Source organism: Rhodanobacter sp. ANJX3 (assembly GCF_014200755.1).
GTDB lineage: Bacteria > Pseudomonadota > Gammaproteobacteria > Xanthomonadales > Rhodanobacteraceae > Rhodanobacter.
The window spans coordinates 803794-818937 of the sequence record NZ_JACHCM010000002.1 but is presented as its reverse complement, the minus strand read 5'-3'; the positions used below and the strand labels follow the sequence as shown (position 1 = coordinate 818937).

Annotated in this window: 13 protein-coding genes; 8 read left to right on the top strand and 5 right to left on the bottom strand. The window is 61.5% G+C overall.

Going from position 1 to position 15144, the window contains the following annotated elements:
* Nucleotides 1-261: 261 nt before the first annotated feature.
* Nucleotides 262-996, top strand: a complete 735-nt coding sequence (locus HDE76_RS08410; protein ID WP_184506625.1) for a hypothetical protein — start codon at nucleotides 262-264, stop codon at nucleotides 994-996.
* 115 nt (nucleotides 997-1111) lie between these two features.
* A complete protein-coding gene (locus HDE76_RS08405; RefSeq protein WP_184506623.1) occupies nucleotides 1112-1999 on the top strand; it encodes an EamA family transporter in 888 nt (295 codons plus the stop codon).
* 157 nt (nucleotides 2000-2156) lie between these two features.
* Here HDE76_RS08405 and HDE76_RS08400 read toward each other — a convergent pair whose 3' ends face one another.
* Nucleotides 2157-2921, bottom strand: coding sequence for a TetR/AcrR family transcriptional regulator (locus HDE76_RS08400; protein ID WP_184506621.1), 765 nt, complete (start codon nucleotides 2919-2921; stop codon nucleotides 2157-2159).
* Between the two features lie 79 nt (nucleotides 2922-3000).
* On the opposite strand from HDE76_RS08400, the gene HDE76_RS08395 reads away from it, so the two are divergent.
* The 5 genes from HDE76_RS08395 (at nucleotide 3001) to HDE76_RS08375 (ending at nucleotide 8473) form a co-directional block, all read left to right on the top strand.
* A complete protein-coding gene (locus HDE76_RS08395; protein WP_221262336.1) occupies nucleotides 3001-4716 on the top strand; it encodes a bifunctional 3-(3-hydroxy-phenyl)propionate/3-hydroxycinnamic acid hydroxylase in 1716 nt (571 codons plus the stop codon).
* Nucleotides 4713-5792 (top strand): VOC family protein, encoded by a 1080-nt coding sequence (locus tag HDE76_RS08390; protein WP_184506620.1) that lies wholly within the window; start codon nucleotides 4713-4715, stop codon nucleotides 5790-5792. The genes HDE76_RS08395 and HDE76_RS08390 overlap by 4 nt, the downstream gene beginning before the upstream one ends.
* A gap of 107 nt (nucleotides 5793-5899) precedes the next feature.
* Complete coding sequence (locus HDE76_RS08385) at nucleotides 5900-6799, top strand: fumarylacetoacetate hydrolase family protein (protein ID WP_221262335.1); 900 nt, start codon at nucleotides 5900-5902, stop codon at nucleotides 6797-6799.
* Entirely contained in the window at nucleotides 6796-7650 is an 855-nt protein-coding gene (locus tag HDE76_RS08380) for an SDR family oxidoreductase (protein WP_221262334.1), read from the top strand. The genes HDE76_RS08385 and HDE76_RS08380 overlap by 4 nt, the downstream gene beginning before the upstream one ends.
* Nucleotides 7651-7726: 76 nt before the next feature.
* Nucleotides 7727-8473 (top strand): SDR family NAD(P)-dependent oxidoreductase, encoded by a 747-nt coding sequence (locus HDE76_RS08375; RefSeq protein WP_184506618.1) that lies wholly within the window; start codon nucleotides 7727-7729, stop codon nucleotides 8471-8473.
* A 159-nt stretch (nucleotides 8474-8632) separates the two neighbouring features.
* On the opposite strand, the gene HDE76_RS08370 is transcribed toward HDE76_RS08375, so the two are convergent.
* The 3 genes from HDE76_RS08370 to HDE76_RS08360 form a co-directional block, all read right to left on the bottom strand.
* The gene (locus tag HDE76_RS08370) at nucleotides 8633-10399 is read right to left on the bottom strand and encodes an aspartyl protease family protein (RefSeq protein WP_221262333.1); all 1767 of its coding nucleotides are present in this window, start codon (nucleotides 10397-10399) and stop codon (nucleotides 8633-8635) included.
* 289 nt (nucleotides 10400-10688) lie between these two features.
* On the bottom strand, nucleotides 10689-13103 hold the full coding sequence (locus HDE76_RS08365; RefSeq protein WP_184506608.1) for a penicillin acylase family protein: 2415 nt from the start codon (nucleotides 13101-13103) through the stop codon (nucleotides 10689-10691).
* Nucleotides 13100-13888 (bottom strand): phosphodiester glycosidase family protein, encoded by a 789-nt coding sequence (locus tag HDE76_RS08360; protein ID WP_184506606.1) that lies wholly within the window; start codon nucleotides 13886-13888, stop codon nucleotides 13100-13102. The genes HDE76_RS08365 and HDE76_RS08360 overlap by 4 nt, the downstream gene beginning before the upstream one ends.
* A 154-nt stretch (nucleotides 13889-14042) precedes the next feature.
* On the opposite strand from HDE76_RS08360, the gene HDE76_RS08355 reads away from it, so the two are divergent.
* The gene (locus tag HDE76_RS08355; protein WP_179477565.1) at nucleotides 14043-14531 is read left to right on the top strand and encodes an 8-oxo-dGTP diphosphatase; all 489 of its coding nucleotides are present in this window, start codon (nucleotides 14043-14045) and stop codon (nucleotides 14529-14531) included.
* 27 nt (nucleotides 14532-14558) lie between these two features.
* Here HDE76_RS08355 and HDE76_RS08350 read toward each other — a convergent pair whose 3' ends face one another.
* The gene (locus HDE76_RS08350) at nucleotides 14559-15107 is read right to left on the bottom strand and encodes a hypothetical protein (RefSeq protein WP_179477347.1); all 549 of its coding nucleotides are present in this window, start codon (nucleotides 15105-15107) and stop codon (nucleotides 14559-14561) included.
* Between the last annotated feature and the right edge of the window lie 37 nt (nucleotides 15108-15144).

Sequence of the window (15144 nt, the reverse complement as noted above, 5' to 3'; positions counted from 1 at the left end):
AAAACTATTTTCTTTTTGTTTTACCACAACTGCAAGGATTTTTATCCCGCCACCACCCACCAAGGCGCCATCTTTGCCATTTTGCGCAATATAACCCCCCCCCCCCCCCCCCCCCCCCCTTCTCTGATTAACTGCACGTCGTTGTTATCAACACAAAGCTAAGCGGCGATCGTTTCAATGATCAGGGGTTCGAGCGTGACGACTAGACGTGCAGGATTGCTGGGAATTTCAGCGGGGACATTCAGATTCGCAGTAGAGACGATGATCTTCGCGCTTGTCGCGCATGCCATGGGTTATCTCATCCATGAATACGCCCACAGCGTTTTTGCCTGGGCTCTGGGCTGGATGAAAGAGCCCTTTGGTATCGATTACGGACATGCTTCGGTCAACAATTTCATCTTCCTCGACGATGTCGACGACAACGTCGACTACGCGCCCATCATTGCCAGCGGTCATGGCGTCAGTGCAGCCGTTATTGCCTTGGCGGGTGTGTTTGTTGGCAACGCTGCAATGTACTTTTTGTTGTACGCGCTACTTTGCACGAGTGCCGTAAAGTCTCGCCGAAGACTGACGTCGTTCGTTTACTGGTTTTCGCTGATGAGCGCGGCAAACGTCTGGGGCTATGTGCCTATCCGGGCGCTCACTACTCATGCTGATATGGCCATCGCTGCCAAGGGCCTGGGCATTTCCAGCTGGGCGCTCTTTCCGTTCCTGATCGTGCCGGCGCTCTACATCGTCTATCACTTTTTCTGCAGAAACTTCGCTGGCGTGTACTCAACCATCTCATCGGGAGAACGCTGCTGCCTGGCCATGCTTATTGCGCTTACCGCGTTCTGGTACTTCTCGTTCTTTGCCGGAAACAGCGCCGTCTCAGGTAGCTACGGACTCATCGCACAGATCTTCGCCATCCTGTCGCGCTACCTGATGTTTCCGCTGGCAGTGATCTGGTTGACGTCGCGGTATGCGAACGGTCACGGCGTTCAAAACGTCGAGTAGGATCGAGCGGCTCGATGGCCGATGAGCTTTATGGCCTCTGCCGCGTTTTCCCTGTTGGGTTTCATGCGTGTCTGCGGGCATGATGGGCGAACTGTTTCCCGCGACGGCTGCGCCCATGTCATCACGCTCCACCGTTGCGCCAATTGCGCTGGCAATCGGCGCTCTATTGATCAGCATGGTCTCGTATCAATGCGGCGCGTCGCTGGCGAAGCATCTGTTTCCGCAAGTGGGTGCACAGGGCGCTACCGCCTATCGCCTCGGGCTCAGCGCCTTGATGCTTTTGTTGTGGAAGCGGCCGTGGCGGCGGTCGACAGGGCAGCGTAACTGGCGTGCGCTATGGGGTTACGGTCTTGCGATGGGCGCCATGAATCTGGTGTTCTACCTGTCGCTGCGCACGATTCCGCTGGGCATCGCCGTGGCGCTGGAATTTACCGGGCCGCTGGCGCTGGCGGTGTTCGGCTCGCGTCGCTTGATCGACTTCGTGTGGATTCTGCTGGTGGTGGCTGGGCTGGCGCTGCTGTTGCCGCTGCGCTCGCCGATGCAGCCCCTTGACCCCGTGGGAGTGATGTACGCCTTGGCCGCCGGCGTGGGCTGGGCGCTTTACATCGTGTTGGGGAAAAAAGCCGGCGCCGCCTACGGCGCGGATGCGGTGACGTGGGGTACGTCGATCGGTGCGTTGCTCGCTATACCGTTTGGCTTGGCGCATGCGGGCAGCGCGCTACTGTCGCCGTCGTTGCTGCCGTATGCGCTCGGTGTGGCTGTGCTCAGTTCGGCACTGCCGTATTCGCTGGAGATGATCGCGTTGACTGTTCTGCCGGCGCGAACCTTCAGCACCTTGCTGAGCCTGGAGCCGGCCGTCGCGGCGGTGGCCGGCGTGTCCTTGCTCGATGAGCGACTCAGCGTGCTGCAGTGGCTCGCGATCGCCGCCATCATCGTGGCGGCGGCCGGTACGGCGTTGAGCGTGCCGCGTCCGGAATTGACCGAACCGCCGCTGGCGAATTGAGGAGATAGGATGAGGCGGCGCGTCATTAAATGCCGCACCTTTCAAACCGTTTCTGCCCTAAACGCAAGGACCTCAAGCTTTCGTCGGATAAAATCTTCGACTGCTTTGTCGTTCGTCCAATGCGATCCTTAACGTGCTGAGGCAGCGCACCTGGATTCTAGGTGCCCTCAAACACTCCGATAGAAATCGCCATCGCTTCTTTCTGCTTCAGTCCAAGAAGCTGCAAGCACATGGCAGATGTTCGCTGATCGATCGGCCCAAGATGTTCGCCTGCAGCAAACAAGGCCTTTGCCTGAGCATCGGCATGACCAAGAAGTGCCAGCTGCGCCGCGATGGCGGTGAGGACCATTCCGCCTACCGCAAGAAAGCACATGGTTATGTCTGCGGCGCCAAAACGCCCGCTTGCAACACCGTTCTGGATATCGCGTAGAAGTCGGCGCCCCAATCCGCGATCAAGCGCGTGCTCCGACAGTCCCTCGCGGAGTAAGAAACGGCCCCAGACAGGATCGTCGGAAGCTCGACGCATGGTGTGTCTGATCGAGACCGCAATGATTTCCGCTGGGTCTTCGAGGTTTGCAGTGGACTCTTCCAGCGTATCGGCAAATTCTTCAAAAAACGTGTCGATCAGGACGGCATAGATGGCTTCCTTCGACTCGAAGTGGTTGTAGAAAGAGCCGAAACCTACGTCCGCCTTGTCGGTGATTTCGTTGATCGCCACGCCTTCCATGCCCCTGCTGGACATCAGCGATAGCGCGGCATCGAGCAGGCGCTGGCGCGTCTGAAGTTTGCGCCGCGCACCTCTGGCCGGTGCTGCGGTTGAGGCGATGTTCTGTGCCGAAGTCGTTTTTCCGTTTGGCGCGGAAGGCTTTTTTTTCGCCGTCGCCGAGGGCTTTTTGTGGGTAGTGGCAGGCGATTTAGTCATGTTGGCAGCATAGAACAATAATCATAATTGACATATTTATCAGTTATGACAATAATATATAAAATTACAGGAGAAAACGTTGCAGCCAGACGCTCGACAGGCCACCGGCAGTGCGATGGACAAAGCCGGCTTCCAGGTTTTGCCGATCTCCCGCCATCCTGAAGCGGCGATCGACGTGCTGATCGTCGGCTGCGGACCGGTGGGAGCCACACTGGGCGTTTTGCTGGGCGACTTGGGCGTCTCGGTGCGAGTGATCGATTCGGCGCAGACGATCCACGAAGCGCCGAGGGCTATTGCACTCGACAACGAAGCGCTTCGCATCTTGCAACAGGCAGGTATCGGCGAAACCGATTTCGAGTGCATCGCCATTCCCCAAGTGCGCATGCGTTCACCGATGTTCGGCGTATTTGCGCGTATCGACACGACCGGCACGCTCGATGGTCACCCAAAGTTGGTGACGTTCTATCAGCCCGACCTGGAGCGTGCCTTGCGCCGACGGTTGGTGCTGCAAAAAACCGTCCAGATGACGCTGGGTCTTTCGCTGACGGATCTGCAGCAGGATTCCGACGGCGTCAACGTTTCGTTGCTCGATGCCAACGGCCTTCCGAGCTGGCTGCGAGCGCGCTATGTGATCGGTGCCGATGGCGCCGGTTCGATGGTACGCAAACTCATCGGTCAGGATTTTCACGGCCGCAGTTTTGGCGAAGACTGGTTGATCATCGATGCGCTAGATGTACCCCATCCAATAGATCACGTCGAGTTTGTCTGCGATCCGAAGCGTCCCACTCCCCATATGGTGGCTCCCGGCGGTCGTGAGCGCTGGGAGTTCATGCTCAGGCCCGGCGAGTCAGCCGATATGATGACCGACGATGCGCGCATCCACGCGCTGCTTGCGGAATGGGGTTGCCCACCTGAGGTAAAAATCGAGCGCAAGGCGGTCTACCGGTTTCACGCGAGAGTCGTGGAACGTTTCCGGATGGGCCGCGTTTTTCTGGTTGGCGATGCGGCGCATATTACGCCGCCTTTTGCGGGGCAAGGGCTGGTTGCGGGGTTGCGTGACTGCGCCAATCTCGCATGGAAATTGGCCTGGGTGCTTCGAGGCCATGCCGACGAAGCGGTGCTGGACAGCTACGACACCGAACGTCGCCCACACGCCCGCGCGATGATTGCGCTGGCACGCCTGATGGGTAGGTTGGTGATGCCGATGAACGCCATGACGGCGTTTTTCTCTCACGGCAGCATACGCATCGCACGTTTATTTCCGGTCCTCCGACGGCAGCTGGAAGACCAGAGCGCAAAGCCGAAAAATGTCTTTGCCAAAGGCCTGTTTGTTCGTGGCGCGAAGCGCAGTGGCTTGCTGCGTGGCGGATTGCTGCCGCAGGGTTGGATACGCGCCGTCGATGGTCGCATCGAGCTGAGTGATGAAGCGCTCGGCAACGCGCTGACCCTGATCGGGTTTGGCACCGACATCGTGCTTGAAGCGGAAGTCTCCGCCGTATTTGCGGCAGCTGGCGGCCAAGTGGTTCAGATATGTCATCGCGGTCAGGCGCTGCACCTCTCGGCACACGACGCGGTGTGGGAAGACATCGACGGCAGCTTTCTGTCGAAGGTGGTGCCAGTCGGGTGGGCCGCTGTCGTAAGGCCCGATCGTATCGTTCTCAATGACGGGCCAGTCGACGAGGCCAGCCGGTTGGTGCGCGAATCGTTGCGAATACTCGGTAGCCCGGATCCATTGGCGGCACCATCGCGCGCGGCCTCAACTCCGAACTGCAGACCGAGCCGGAAATCAGCATGACCACACTTACCCTGACCACGCCGCATCCGGCACGTCATCCACAGCCGACGGTCAAGGCGACAGCACTCGCCTACCTGATGTTCGAGCGAAACGATCTGAATGTGGTCGATCGTTTTCTCGACGACTTCGGCCTGCATGTCTTCGCTCTTGATCAGACAAAGCTTTTCGCACGCGGTACAGCGCAGACACCGTTCTGTTATGTCGCGTTGAAGTCCAGGCGCAATGGGTTTCTCGGTCTGGGTTTGCAGGTGGACAGTCGCGACGACCTGTCGAAGCTCGCTGCGCTGCCGGGCGCAGCGCCGATCGAAGCCGTTGATTGGCCTGGGGGCGGTGAGCGCGTCCGACTGGTCGACCCATCAGGATTTCGGGTGGATGCCGTGTTCGGTTGCGGGAAAGTCGACGGCTTTGAGCACAGAGAGCCGTTGCCGCTTAATTACGCCGAAGCGCGCCCCCGCATTAACAAGACGCAGCGGCCTCCGGTGGCGCCACCGGAGGTAATCAGACTCGGTCACGCGGTGCTCGAAGTCGGGGAGTTTCAGGCGACGTGCGCTTGGTATACGCAGCATTTCGGATTTATCCCGAGCGATGTCCAGGTACTACCGGATGGCTCGCCGGCGGTTACCTTCATGCGGCTGGATTTGGGCGATACGCCGGCCGATCATCACACCCTGGCATTCGCACAAGGGGTGCTCCCACTTTACAGTCACAGCGCCTATGAAGTGGTTGACGCGGATGCTGTCGCCATGGGACAGCGTGTATTGCGCGAGCGGGGCTGGAGGCACGCCTGGGGTATGGGGCGACACATTCTCGGCAGCCAGATCTTCGACTACTGGCATGATCCGTTCGGTGACAAACACGAGCACTACACTGACGGCGATGTGATGACTTCCTCCGTGCCGATGGGCGTTCACTCGGCCTCTCGCGAGGCCATGTCGCAGTGGGGGCCACCGATGCCCGTGAGCTTTACACGGCCGAAGCTGACGCCCGCAGGACTGTTTCGGATGCTGGCCGCTATCCGTCGCACACCAGACCTGAGCTTTGCCAAGGTAGCTATGCTGGCCCGGTTGTTTGCCTAGATCGCTCGTGGCATGGACACCGATTCCCTACCGATCATCTGCAGAGAATTCCAATGGCCGTTCACGTCATCCATTTCAAGTACCAGGGTCGCGCACAGTGGGGTGTGTTGGCCAATCACGGCATCATGCCGATCCCGGGCGACTACCCGACCACTGGCGATTTCATTCGGGCTCACAGTACCGAGACGTTATCCGAACTGACCGGTGATTTGATTGCTGAAGACGCTGTGGAATTGTTGTCGCCGCTTACCCGTAACCAACAATTTCTTTGTCAGGGCGCCAACTACCGTCAACACATGATCGAGTCCGGCATGAATCCGGATTCGAAGACCTACAACATGATCTTCACCAAGGCGGTTAGCTGCATCGTCGCTGCCAACGCCGATATCGTGCGGCCAAGACAGGTCAAGTTTCTGGATTACGAAATCGAGTTGGGCTTGATTCTGCGGCGCGACATCACCGAACCGGTGCATGTCACAGACGCGAACCTGCATGAGTTTGTGGCCGGCGCGGTCATTGTCAACGACTACTCGGCGCGTGACATACAGATTCCGCAGACGCAGTTCTACAAAGGCAAGAGTTTTCGCAGCTTTGGTCCCGTAGGCCCGTATCTCTGCTTGTTGAGCGCAGCGGAAATTCCGCTGCTGAAAGCGCTGAATCTGAAGCTGACCGTCAATGGGGAAGTTCGCCAGCAGGACAATACCAGCAATCTCGTCTATGGCCCGGCGGAAACGCTTACCGAGTTGTCCGGCGTGCAGGACTTATGCATCGGCGATCTGCTGTCCACAGGCACACCGGCCGGTTGCGCCCTCAGTGTCCCATCATCTGCAAAGCAGAAGCTTGGTGCCCTGCTGCCGGAAAAAAAGAAGTGGGAAATTTTTCTCAAGGTGCAGTCGGGTCGCAGGCAGTATCTGAAGCCCGGCGATGTGGTTGAGGCGCATATCGGCACGACCGATGGCTTGATCAATCTGGGTGTGCAGCGCAATCGTGTAGTGATGGCCGCATGATGCGCACGGCTCTGGTTACCGGCTGTTCCACCGGCATTGGTCGCGCAGTTGCGCGCGAACTGCATGCGCAAGGCTTGGTGGTTTACGCCACGGCACGAAAACTGGTCGGCATTGCCGAGCTGCACAGCGAAGGATTGCGAACCGCCGCTCTGGATGTGGATTGCAAAACAAGTATCCAGGCGTTGCTGCAACGGCTCGAACAGGATGGCGCTACGGTCGATTTGCTGGTCAACAACGCGGGCTTTGGCGTGATGGGACCGTTGGCAGAACTGCCGGTGGCGGAATTGCAGCGACAGTTCCAGACCAATGTTTTTTCGCTGATGGCTATGACGCAGGCGCTGCTGCCGCCGATGTTCAGCAGCGGTCGCGGCTGTATCGTCAATATCGGCAGCGTATCGGGTGTGACCGCGACGCCGTTCTCTGGCGCTTACTGCGCTTCTAAAGCGGCGGTGCATTCTTTGTCTGAAACCTTGCGCATGGAGCTTGCGCCTTTTGGCATTCATGTGGTTACCGTGCAACCCGGCGGTATCCAGTCCGAATTCGGTGCCACAGCAACGGCGACGCTCGATGCGACGTCCGACGGCAGGCCCTCTCGCTACGCCGCCTTGGGCCATGCGATTGCCGAGCGTGCCAGAGCTTCGCAAGACGGTGCGATGCCGGCGGAAACATTCGCGCGGCAGCTGGTAAATGCGGTGTTGTCGGATAAGCCACCGTCGATTTTGCGTATCGGTAAGCATAGCCGCACCTTGCCGGCACTGGCGCAGCTGCCATCGCGTGCGCGCGACGCTCTGCTGTCGCGACGCTTCGGGCTTGCGCGTCTGCGTCCGCGTCCACGTCCACGTCCACAATAGATGACGCGCGTGGCGCTGCAATCCGACGGATGCACTGTCGAAGTAGGCTTCTCCTTCTCACAAGGATCATCGCACCATGCAGCCAACTCCAAAACCAAGCGGCAAAGTTGCCGTCATTAGCGGCGGCTCCTCGGGTATCGGCCGTGCCTTTGTCGAAAAACTGCACGCGCGGGGATACATCGTTATCACCTGTGGTCGGGATCCAGCGAAGCTGGAAAAACTTGCACAGGATTTTCCTGGCGTAGAGACGGGTATTTGCGACGTAAGCGACACCGCCGCCATACGCGCCTTTGCCGATGACGTCGTTAGGCGTCACCCCGAGATCGACATGCTGATCAGTAACGCTGGTGGAATGCGCGAACTGGACTTTACTCGCGACGACATCACCGATCAGGACCCGACAGAAGAAATACGCAGCAATCTTGCCGGTGCTATTGAATGGATGGCGGCGTTCTTGCCTGCGGTAAGGCGGGCATCACCGTCCGCCATCGTGGTGGTCACGTCCGGCTACGCGATGGCAGCGTCGACCCGCGGACCGGTCTATTCCGCTGCCAAGTTTGGTCTTCGTGGATTTGCCAAGGCTCTGCGCCGGCAGCTGGCAGGCCACGGCGTGACGGTGACCGAAGTGCTTCCGCCGCTGGTGGATACGCCAGCGGTTGCTCATCGGTCCGGAACAAAGGTGTCGGCAACCAGCGTTGCCGAGTTGGCGCTGACTGCTGTCGCGAATGGGAAATCCGAGGTGCATCCCGGCGCCGTCCGCTGGCTACCGTTCGGTTTGCGAATGGCGCCCTCGTTTATCGAAAACGTGGTCGCAAAGAGTTGACGAGACTTTCGGTCTTGCAAGACAAGAGCACTAAAAGCTTGTTGCGCAGAAAAGCCTCCATCTGCTGGTCTGTTTGATCTGACGCCGGATTCTTTTTCGGGGACGGCTCGATTTCAACAACCGGAACGTTACTTTCGCTACACCGCATAACTTCGGGGCTTATGGCCGCGCCACCGTCAATCCATATTTGTTGGCGCGTGCCTCGACTTCCGGATCGAGCGCGCGCGCGGCGGCGAGGTCGGCATTGCCGGCCTCGGTTTGGCCGCTGCGGATTTTTGCCAGGCCGAGGCCGTAGCGCGACCACGCGCTTTTGGGCATTTGCACGGCGGCTTGCTCGTAGGCTTTGATGGCGTCTGGATAGTGTCCCAGCCGCAGCTGTATGAGGCCGAGGCTGTCGAGATAAGCCGGGTTTTCGCCGTCGCGTTTGATCGCCTTGCGGCAATCGTCCAAGGCATCGTCGAGCATCTGGTTGCTCAGGCCGCGCGCCCAGCATCGCTCGTTGAGCGCGGAGCCGAGCATGGCATCGCGATTGTGCAGGCGTATCCAGTCGTCGAGCAGCGGCAGCGCCGATGTGGGTTGCCCCAGTGTGACGTAGAGGCGCGCGATGGTCCGCGATTGCGGGGACCCGGCCGGCGCAAGCGCGCTTGCTGCCGTGACGTCGGCCAGTGCGCCGGTGCGGTCCTTGTGCACGAGGCGGAGCTCGGCTCGCAGCAGAAGCGCGTCAGCATTTTTTGGGTCGAGGCTCAGCGTCTTGTCCAGATCGGCGAGCGCTGCATCGGGCTGCTTGTTGGCCATATGGGCGCGCGAACGTGCTAGATAGTAGGCGGGCTGATCGGGCGCCATGGTGATTGCGGCATCCAGATCGGCGACGGCAGCGCCGGATTCGCCGCGAGAAAGGTTCGCTTCGCCGCGCAGGGCAAAATCGGACGCGGTTTTCGGCGTGGCGTCTTTGTCGCCGGCCGTTTGGCCGGCATCGGCTTTGTCGCCGTCGCTCGGTGCCTCGGCAAAGGAGAACACGCGCCCGCCGTTATAGGTGAAGTAGGCTTTTGCCTGGCTGTTGGCGATAAACATGTGGTGGGCGAGGATAAAATCCACGCCGAGCAGCATATCGGTACCGTCTCCGAGCCGCCCGTCGATAACCTGCATCTGGCTGTGCTGAATGGTTTCGGTACCGACCGAGAATTTGTCGATGCGCACCGTCCATGTCTTGACCTGGTGCGCGCCAATGCCGTAGCTCGTGCCGCTCGCCTTGACGTCGGTCGCATTGAGGTCGATGCCGATTCGCTCGGCGGCCGGGCGACTGAGCACGGTGGCGGCCGCGCCGGAGTCCAGCAGCGCCCGCACCTCGCGGCCGTTTATCGTCACCTTGAGAAACGTGCGTCGATCGCCCCGGCTGCCAACGGAATCGATGTCGGCGACCTCGTACTGACCATTCTTGACCCAGTACGCCAGCGGCTGCTTGTAGCAGTGTTCCGCGCTGAACAGGGTCAGCTTGCCGTGCGCCAGGTCGAGTTCCAGATCGGCCGCATCGAGCAGGTTAGCACCCAGCAGTCCGTGGCCAATATCGGTGCCGCCGACGATGAAATCGATATTCTTGAGCGTGGCGTTGAGGATGCCAAAATCTTTGACATGCGTTACCTGTGCATCCGCCGATCCGCCAACGCCACCGATGCGTAGGCCAAAAGGCGCAGGGAACATCCTTAGCCCCAGCGACGATGCGTTGGCACTGGACATGATGTTGAAGAAGGCGCCGGTGTCGAGAATGAATCGCGTATCGGTTCCGTTGATCTTCACCATGGTGGTGGCTTTTTCGCCGGCCATTTCCACGGAGAGCGTGCCATAGTCCTTCAGCTGGCAGCCGTCGGCCCAGGCGTGGTTGGCGAGTAAAACGCCGATGCCGAGACAGCAAATACGCAAAATCCTCATCACTCGTGTCCTCCCTGTATGCCATCGACGTCAAATGCTGCCGCAGTCGAACGTAAATATATGCCAATGTGGCATGCACGATGCGCGTATGGCGCGGTGGGCGTTTGTATGAATCTGTTTCGTTTAAGCCTTTCGCACGCTGCCGCCGGCGCAACGGACGCGGCGGCAAACGCGTCTACCAAACATAGCGATGCGATAAGCATGGTTTTCTCCCCCGAGAAGTTTGCTGTTGCCGTCTGTCTATTTCATGTCGGCGATCGGCCAAAAGACGACGGATGCTGTCACTCCATCATCCGTTACCGGCCGGTTCGAGCACCAGGTTGTGCTGCGTCGGGCCAGGAAGCAGCGGCGTCGGTTTGCCGTTGACCCAGTCTTCGTGGCCGGCGCCGTAAAAAGGCGATAGCGGGTTGTCGCTCTGGCCGCCGGGCATGTCGAGAATGCCCTGGGCTTCGTGGCCCGGCGCCACGTCGAAAAGTTCGGAGGCGCCGAAGCCGGGGGCGGCCACCCGCGGCATGTTGTTGTCGCCGGGCAGCGGCTGGTCGGGCATGTCGAGCCGCCGCGCCAGCCATTGGGGCAGCGCGACGGACAGCGGGTGCCGGATGTCGCTGCGATTCCGTTCGCCCCAGGTGCGGGCGGCGAGACCGCCGGGCTGTTGGCCGAGTTCATTGGCGACGTGCGCTGCCGCTGCGATAAGCAGCGCGTGCCAGTCGCGGTACTGCGGATCGAGCAGATTGTCCGGCTGCGTAGTGATCAGATTCCAGACCGCGCCCTCGGCCGCGTTTTCGGCTGGCCAGGCGAAGTCGGGATAGTGCGTCTTTATCCGCGCGACGAAGGGCGCCAGCACCGCTTCGGTGACCTGCGTACGGAAGGCGCGCACGAGGCGATAGTCGACGCTGTCGACGTCGGCACGGTCGCGCCAGCTGGCGGTGAGCTGGCGCAGCATTTGCAGCGAAGGGTCCTGCGTATCGACCAGGGTCTTCTGCAGCAACTGCTGCCAGCGCGTGAGCAGCACGGCGCGGTCGTCCAGCTGCACGTCGAGCAGGTTGTTCGGCGCGAATCGATTCTGCGCGCGCAGGTCGTCGCGGATCTGCTGCGCGCGTGCGCCCAGATCGTGGCCGCCGTTGCCGAGCAGCGCCAGGGCATCGCTGCCGACGGCGCGATTGTTGGCCGTCCACAGCCGCGCGTCGGCAGGATCTTCGATGCGCGGATATTGCGACGGTGCGGCCCAGCCCTGCCAGCCGCTGCCGGGCCTGGACCAGTCCGACGGCAGCAGGGGATCGATATTGGCGCGTAGCGGAATGCTGTTGCCGGCCAGCGTCCAGCCGATATGCCCGGTGCTGTCGGCCACCACGAAATTCTGCGGCGGCATGCCGAACTGCGGCGCGAGATCCAACGCGGTGTGTGCGTTGTTGGTCTGTTCCAGCTGCATCAGCCTGACGTTGTAGCCGCGGGGTTGGTCGGCGATCCACGCCAGGGCCAGCGGCGTGCCGTCGACGTCGCTGGCCATGATCGGCCCCCAGCGGGTGTCCTCGACCTTCAGCACGGTGTCGGGCTGGCCTTTGACGTGAATGGGTTCGTCGTGCGCGTCGATGTTGGCCCAGCCTTCGGGCACCTTGTAGCGGGTCGGGTCGGCGTGATCGCGCTGCACGCGGACCCAGTCCAGCCAGTCGCCGTAGCTGTTGGTGAAACCCCAGGCGATCTGGCCGTTGGAGCCGACGATCATGGCCGGCGTGCCGGGCAGGGTGACGCCGTTGATATCGCGTTCGCCGTTGGGCGCGCCGGCATCCGGATAGCGCAGGCGTGCGCGAAACCAGATATTCGGTACGCGCAGGCCCAGATGCATGTCGTTGGCGACCATCGCGGCGCCGGTATCGGTGAGCGAGCCGGCCACGGCGAAGCTGTTGCTGCCCGGGCGCGGTGCGTCGAGCGCCGGCAGCACGGCGGCTGTGAGATGGGCAGGCGTCGCGACGGTGGCAAGATGATTGAGATCGAACACATCGGCGGCTGGAATGGCGGCGCGCGGCGACAGCTGATTGTCGAGCGGTGCTTCCCAGTCGGGATCGGGCGCGAGCAGAAAATCCACCAGTGGACCGGGCAGTGCCGCGCGCATCTGCGCCAGCCGCAGTTCGCGCTCGTTGCGGCCGTCGCCGTTCAAATCCAGGTACATCGCGGCGATCACCAGCGCGCTGTCTTCCGAGCGCCACGGCTGCGGCTGGCTGTTCAGCAGCAGGTATTCCCACGGCCGCACGCGCAGGTCGGCGAGGCCGGCGTTGACGCCGTCGCGGTAGCGGTCGAGCTGATGCTTCTGTTCCGGCGGCAGCTGGGCGTAGGCGGTCTCGACCACCGCGCGCAGTCGATGGCGGCGATGATTGAGATCGGTCGGCAGCGCGGCCGGTCCGACCAGTTCGGCCAGTTCGCCGGCGGGCAGGCGGCGCATCAGATCCATCTCGAAGAAGCGCTCCTGCGCATGCACATAACCCAGCGCAAAGCTGACGTCGTCGCGGTCGATGCCGTCGATGGTGACGGTGCCCAGTGCATCGCGGCCGATGCTTACCTTGGCGCCAAGGCCGGCAAAGGATCGGTCGCCATCCAGCCGCGCGCGGCTGCCGGCCAGCAGCCACCAGCCGCCGACACCGGCGAGCAGCAGCAGGACGACGATCGCGACCAGCAGGCTGCGCACGATGTGTCTGGGCAGCGACCTCATTGCGCGACAAACACGGCGAAGATGCCTGCGTATGGCTTGACCATGATGTTCGGCGCGCCGGCGTAACCGTCGCCGTCGACGTAGATCTGCGAAATGCTGCCATCCAGGTACAGCGCGTCGCGGCAGCCCAATTCGTCGCGAAATAGACGTCCAAACGTGTGGAAGTTCACCGGTGTCTCGCTCACCGCAAAAATGACTTCGCTGGGCGTTTTGACGCAGACGCCGCTGCGCCACTTCATGCTGTCGGAGGCGTCGATGAACTGCTCGTTGAGCTTGCCGTCGATCAGCAGCATGGGCCCGGACTGGCTGGCCCACTGCACTGGCTGCGCATCGGCCTTGAAGTCGCTGCTGGTGCGCACGGCAGCGTGGCCGTCGGGGTAGATCGCGAACACGCCGTTGGGCAGCAGCGAAAAATTGCCCGACGCGGGGTTGCCGTGATTTAGGTTCAGCGGCACCACCGTCTTGCCGTTTTCGACGTATAGCCCGAGCGGGGCCGACTGCCTGTCGTAAATGCCGGCGTTGGTGGCGAACAGCAGCCGCTGCCCGTGCGCCTCGCCCCACTGGCGCAGCGCTTCGATGCTGCCGAAGGGCTGCGCGGTTTGCGGGTCGCGCCAGTGCAGGCTCAGCTTTTCGCGTTTCAGGTCGATGTGCACGACGCGATAGGTCTGCCCGTCGAACGCCAGTTCGCCGCTGTCGACGGCCTGTGCCGGCGAGGTGCAGCCGAGCAGGTTTGCCAGCAGCAGGGATGACAGTGCCCAGCGCAGCACGGGACGGCAGGCTGGCATTTTGGCAAAAAAAGTCGAGGAAAGAGCATGCATCCTCCGATGGTCGCCGGCCGGCCGGGTCTGCGCAAGTCTGCCGGCGCGGGTCATTCAGCGCAGGCTGCAGCGTGGCGCCCAGCGAGCCGCTAAACTCGGCGTTTTACCGATGACGCTGCCTATGCCTTACACCCCGATCGTGGCCACGCTGGGCTACGTGCTCTCGCCGGATCGCCGCGAGGTGCTGATGATCCACCGCAACGCGCGGCCGGACGATCAGCATCTGGGCAAATACAACGGCCTCGGCGGGAAAATGGAGGCGGGCGAGGACATCGCCGCCTGCATGCGTCGCGAGATTTTCGAGGAGGCCGGTATCACCTGCGAATCGATGCAGTTACGCGGCACGCTCAACTGGCCGGGCTTCGGCAAGAACGGCGAGGACTGGCTGGGTTTTATTTTTCTGATCGACGGCTATGCCGGTACCGCGTTCGAAAGCAATGCCGAAGGCACGCTGGAATGGGTGGCGCGCGATCGACTGATGTCGCTACCGATGTGGGAGGGCGACCGGCATTTTCTGCCGCTGGTATTCGACGAAGATCCACGGCCGTTCCACGGCGTGATGCCGTATCGCGACGGTCGCATGCAGTCGTGGTCGTTCACCCGGCTGTAAACGTGCCGTCTTGAGGATCCAGCCTGATCAGTAGCCGCGGTAGTTCCCGTAGCGCCCGCCGCTGAAGTGGCTCTGATCCACGCTGATCGAGAAGCTGACGCCGCCGGACGGGTGGTCGCAGTCGCCAAAGGCCTTGGTCACGTTGATTGTGCCGCCTTCGTAGGTACTGGTGCCCATATGGCTGCCGCTGGCAATACCGGTGCTTACAGAGCCGTGAACCTGCGCCTTGTCGTACTTGGAGTCGTCGCAACGCTGGCTGTCGGCCGTGTCGTTGTCGCCCAGACGACCGCTGGTGTCGCCGTAGTAGACGCCGGGTGTGGTGCTGATGGGCGGGTTGTTCGCGGCGGAAACGCTGTTTGCGCTGCCGTTGCGGCCGGCAGTGGCCGCAGCCGACACGTTGGACGGCGCGGGCCTGGATGCCGAGGAGGCGCTGGAGACGGGCGCTGCAGCGGTGCTGCTGGAGGCGGGCAGATTGGCGGGTAGCTTCAGGTTGAGCGGCTGGGTGGACGATTGTGCCCAGGCGGAGCTGGCCAGCAGGCCGATGGCCGAGGCTAGGAATAATGGCTTGACGTTCATACGAGCTCCGGGGGCATGACGGGTACAACGCGCCGGC

What these genes read in the sequence shown, in the direction of transcription:
- HDE76_RS08410 (WP_184506625.1), top strand. Translation starts at nt 262, where the DNA reads ATGATCTTCGCGCTTGTCGCGCATGCCATGGGTTATCTCATCCATGAA.
- HDE76_RS08355 (WP_179477565.1), top strand. Translation starts at nt 14,043, where the DNA reads ATGCCTTACACCCCGATCGTGGCCACGCTGGGCTACGTGCTCTCGCCG.
- HDE76_RS08365 (WP_184506608.1), bottom strand. Translation starts at nt 13,103, where the DNA reads ATGAGGTCGCTGCCCAGACACATCGTGCGCAGCCTGCTGGTCGCGATC.
- HDE76_RS08380 (WP_221262334.1), top strand. Translation starts at nt 6,796, where the DNA reads ATGATGCGCACGGCTCTGGTTACCGGCTGTTCCACCGGCATTGGTCGC.
- HDE76_RS08390 (WP_184506620.1), top strand. Translation starts at nt 4,713, where the DNA reads ATGACCACACTTACCCTGACCACGCCGCATCCGGCACGTCATCCACAG.
- HDE76_RS08370 (WP_221262333.1), bottom strand. Translation starts at nt 10,399, where the DNA reads ATGAGGATTTTGCGTATTTGCTGTCTCGGCATCGGCGTTTTACTCGCC.
- HDE76_RS08360 (WP_184506606.1), bottom strand. Translation starts at nt 13,888, where the DNA reads ATGCCAGCCTGCCGTCCCGTGCTGCGCTGGGCACTGTCATCCCTGCTG.
- HDE76_RS08405 (WP_184506623.1), top strand. Translation starts at nt 1,112, where the DNA reads ATGTCATCACGCTCCACCGTTGCGCCAATTGCGCTGGCAATCGGCGCT.
- HDE76_RS08375 (WP_184506618.1), top strand. Translation starts at nt 7,727, where the DNA reads ATGCAGCCAACTCCAAAACCAAGCGGCAAAGTTGCCGTCATTAGCGGC.
- HDE76_RS08350 (WP_179477347.1), bottom strand. Translation starts at nt 15,107, where the DNA reads ATGAACGTCAAGCCATTATTCCTAGCCTCGGCCATCGGCCTGCTGGCC.
- HDE76_RS08400 (WP_184506621.1), bottom strand. Translation starts at nt 2,921, where the DNA reads ATGACTAAATCGCCTGCCACTACCCACAAAAAGCCCTCGGCGACGGCG.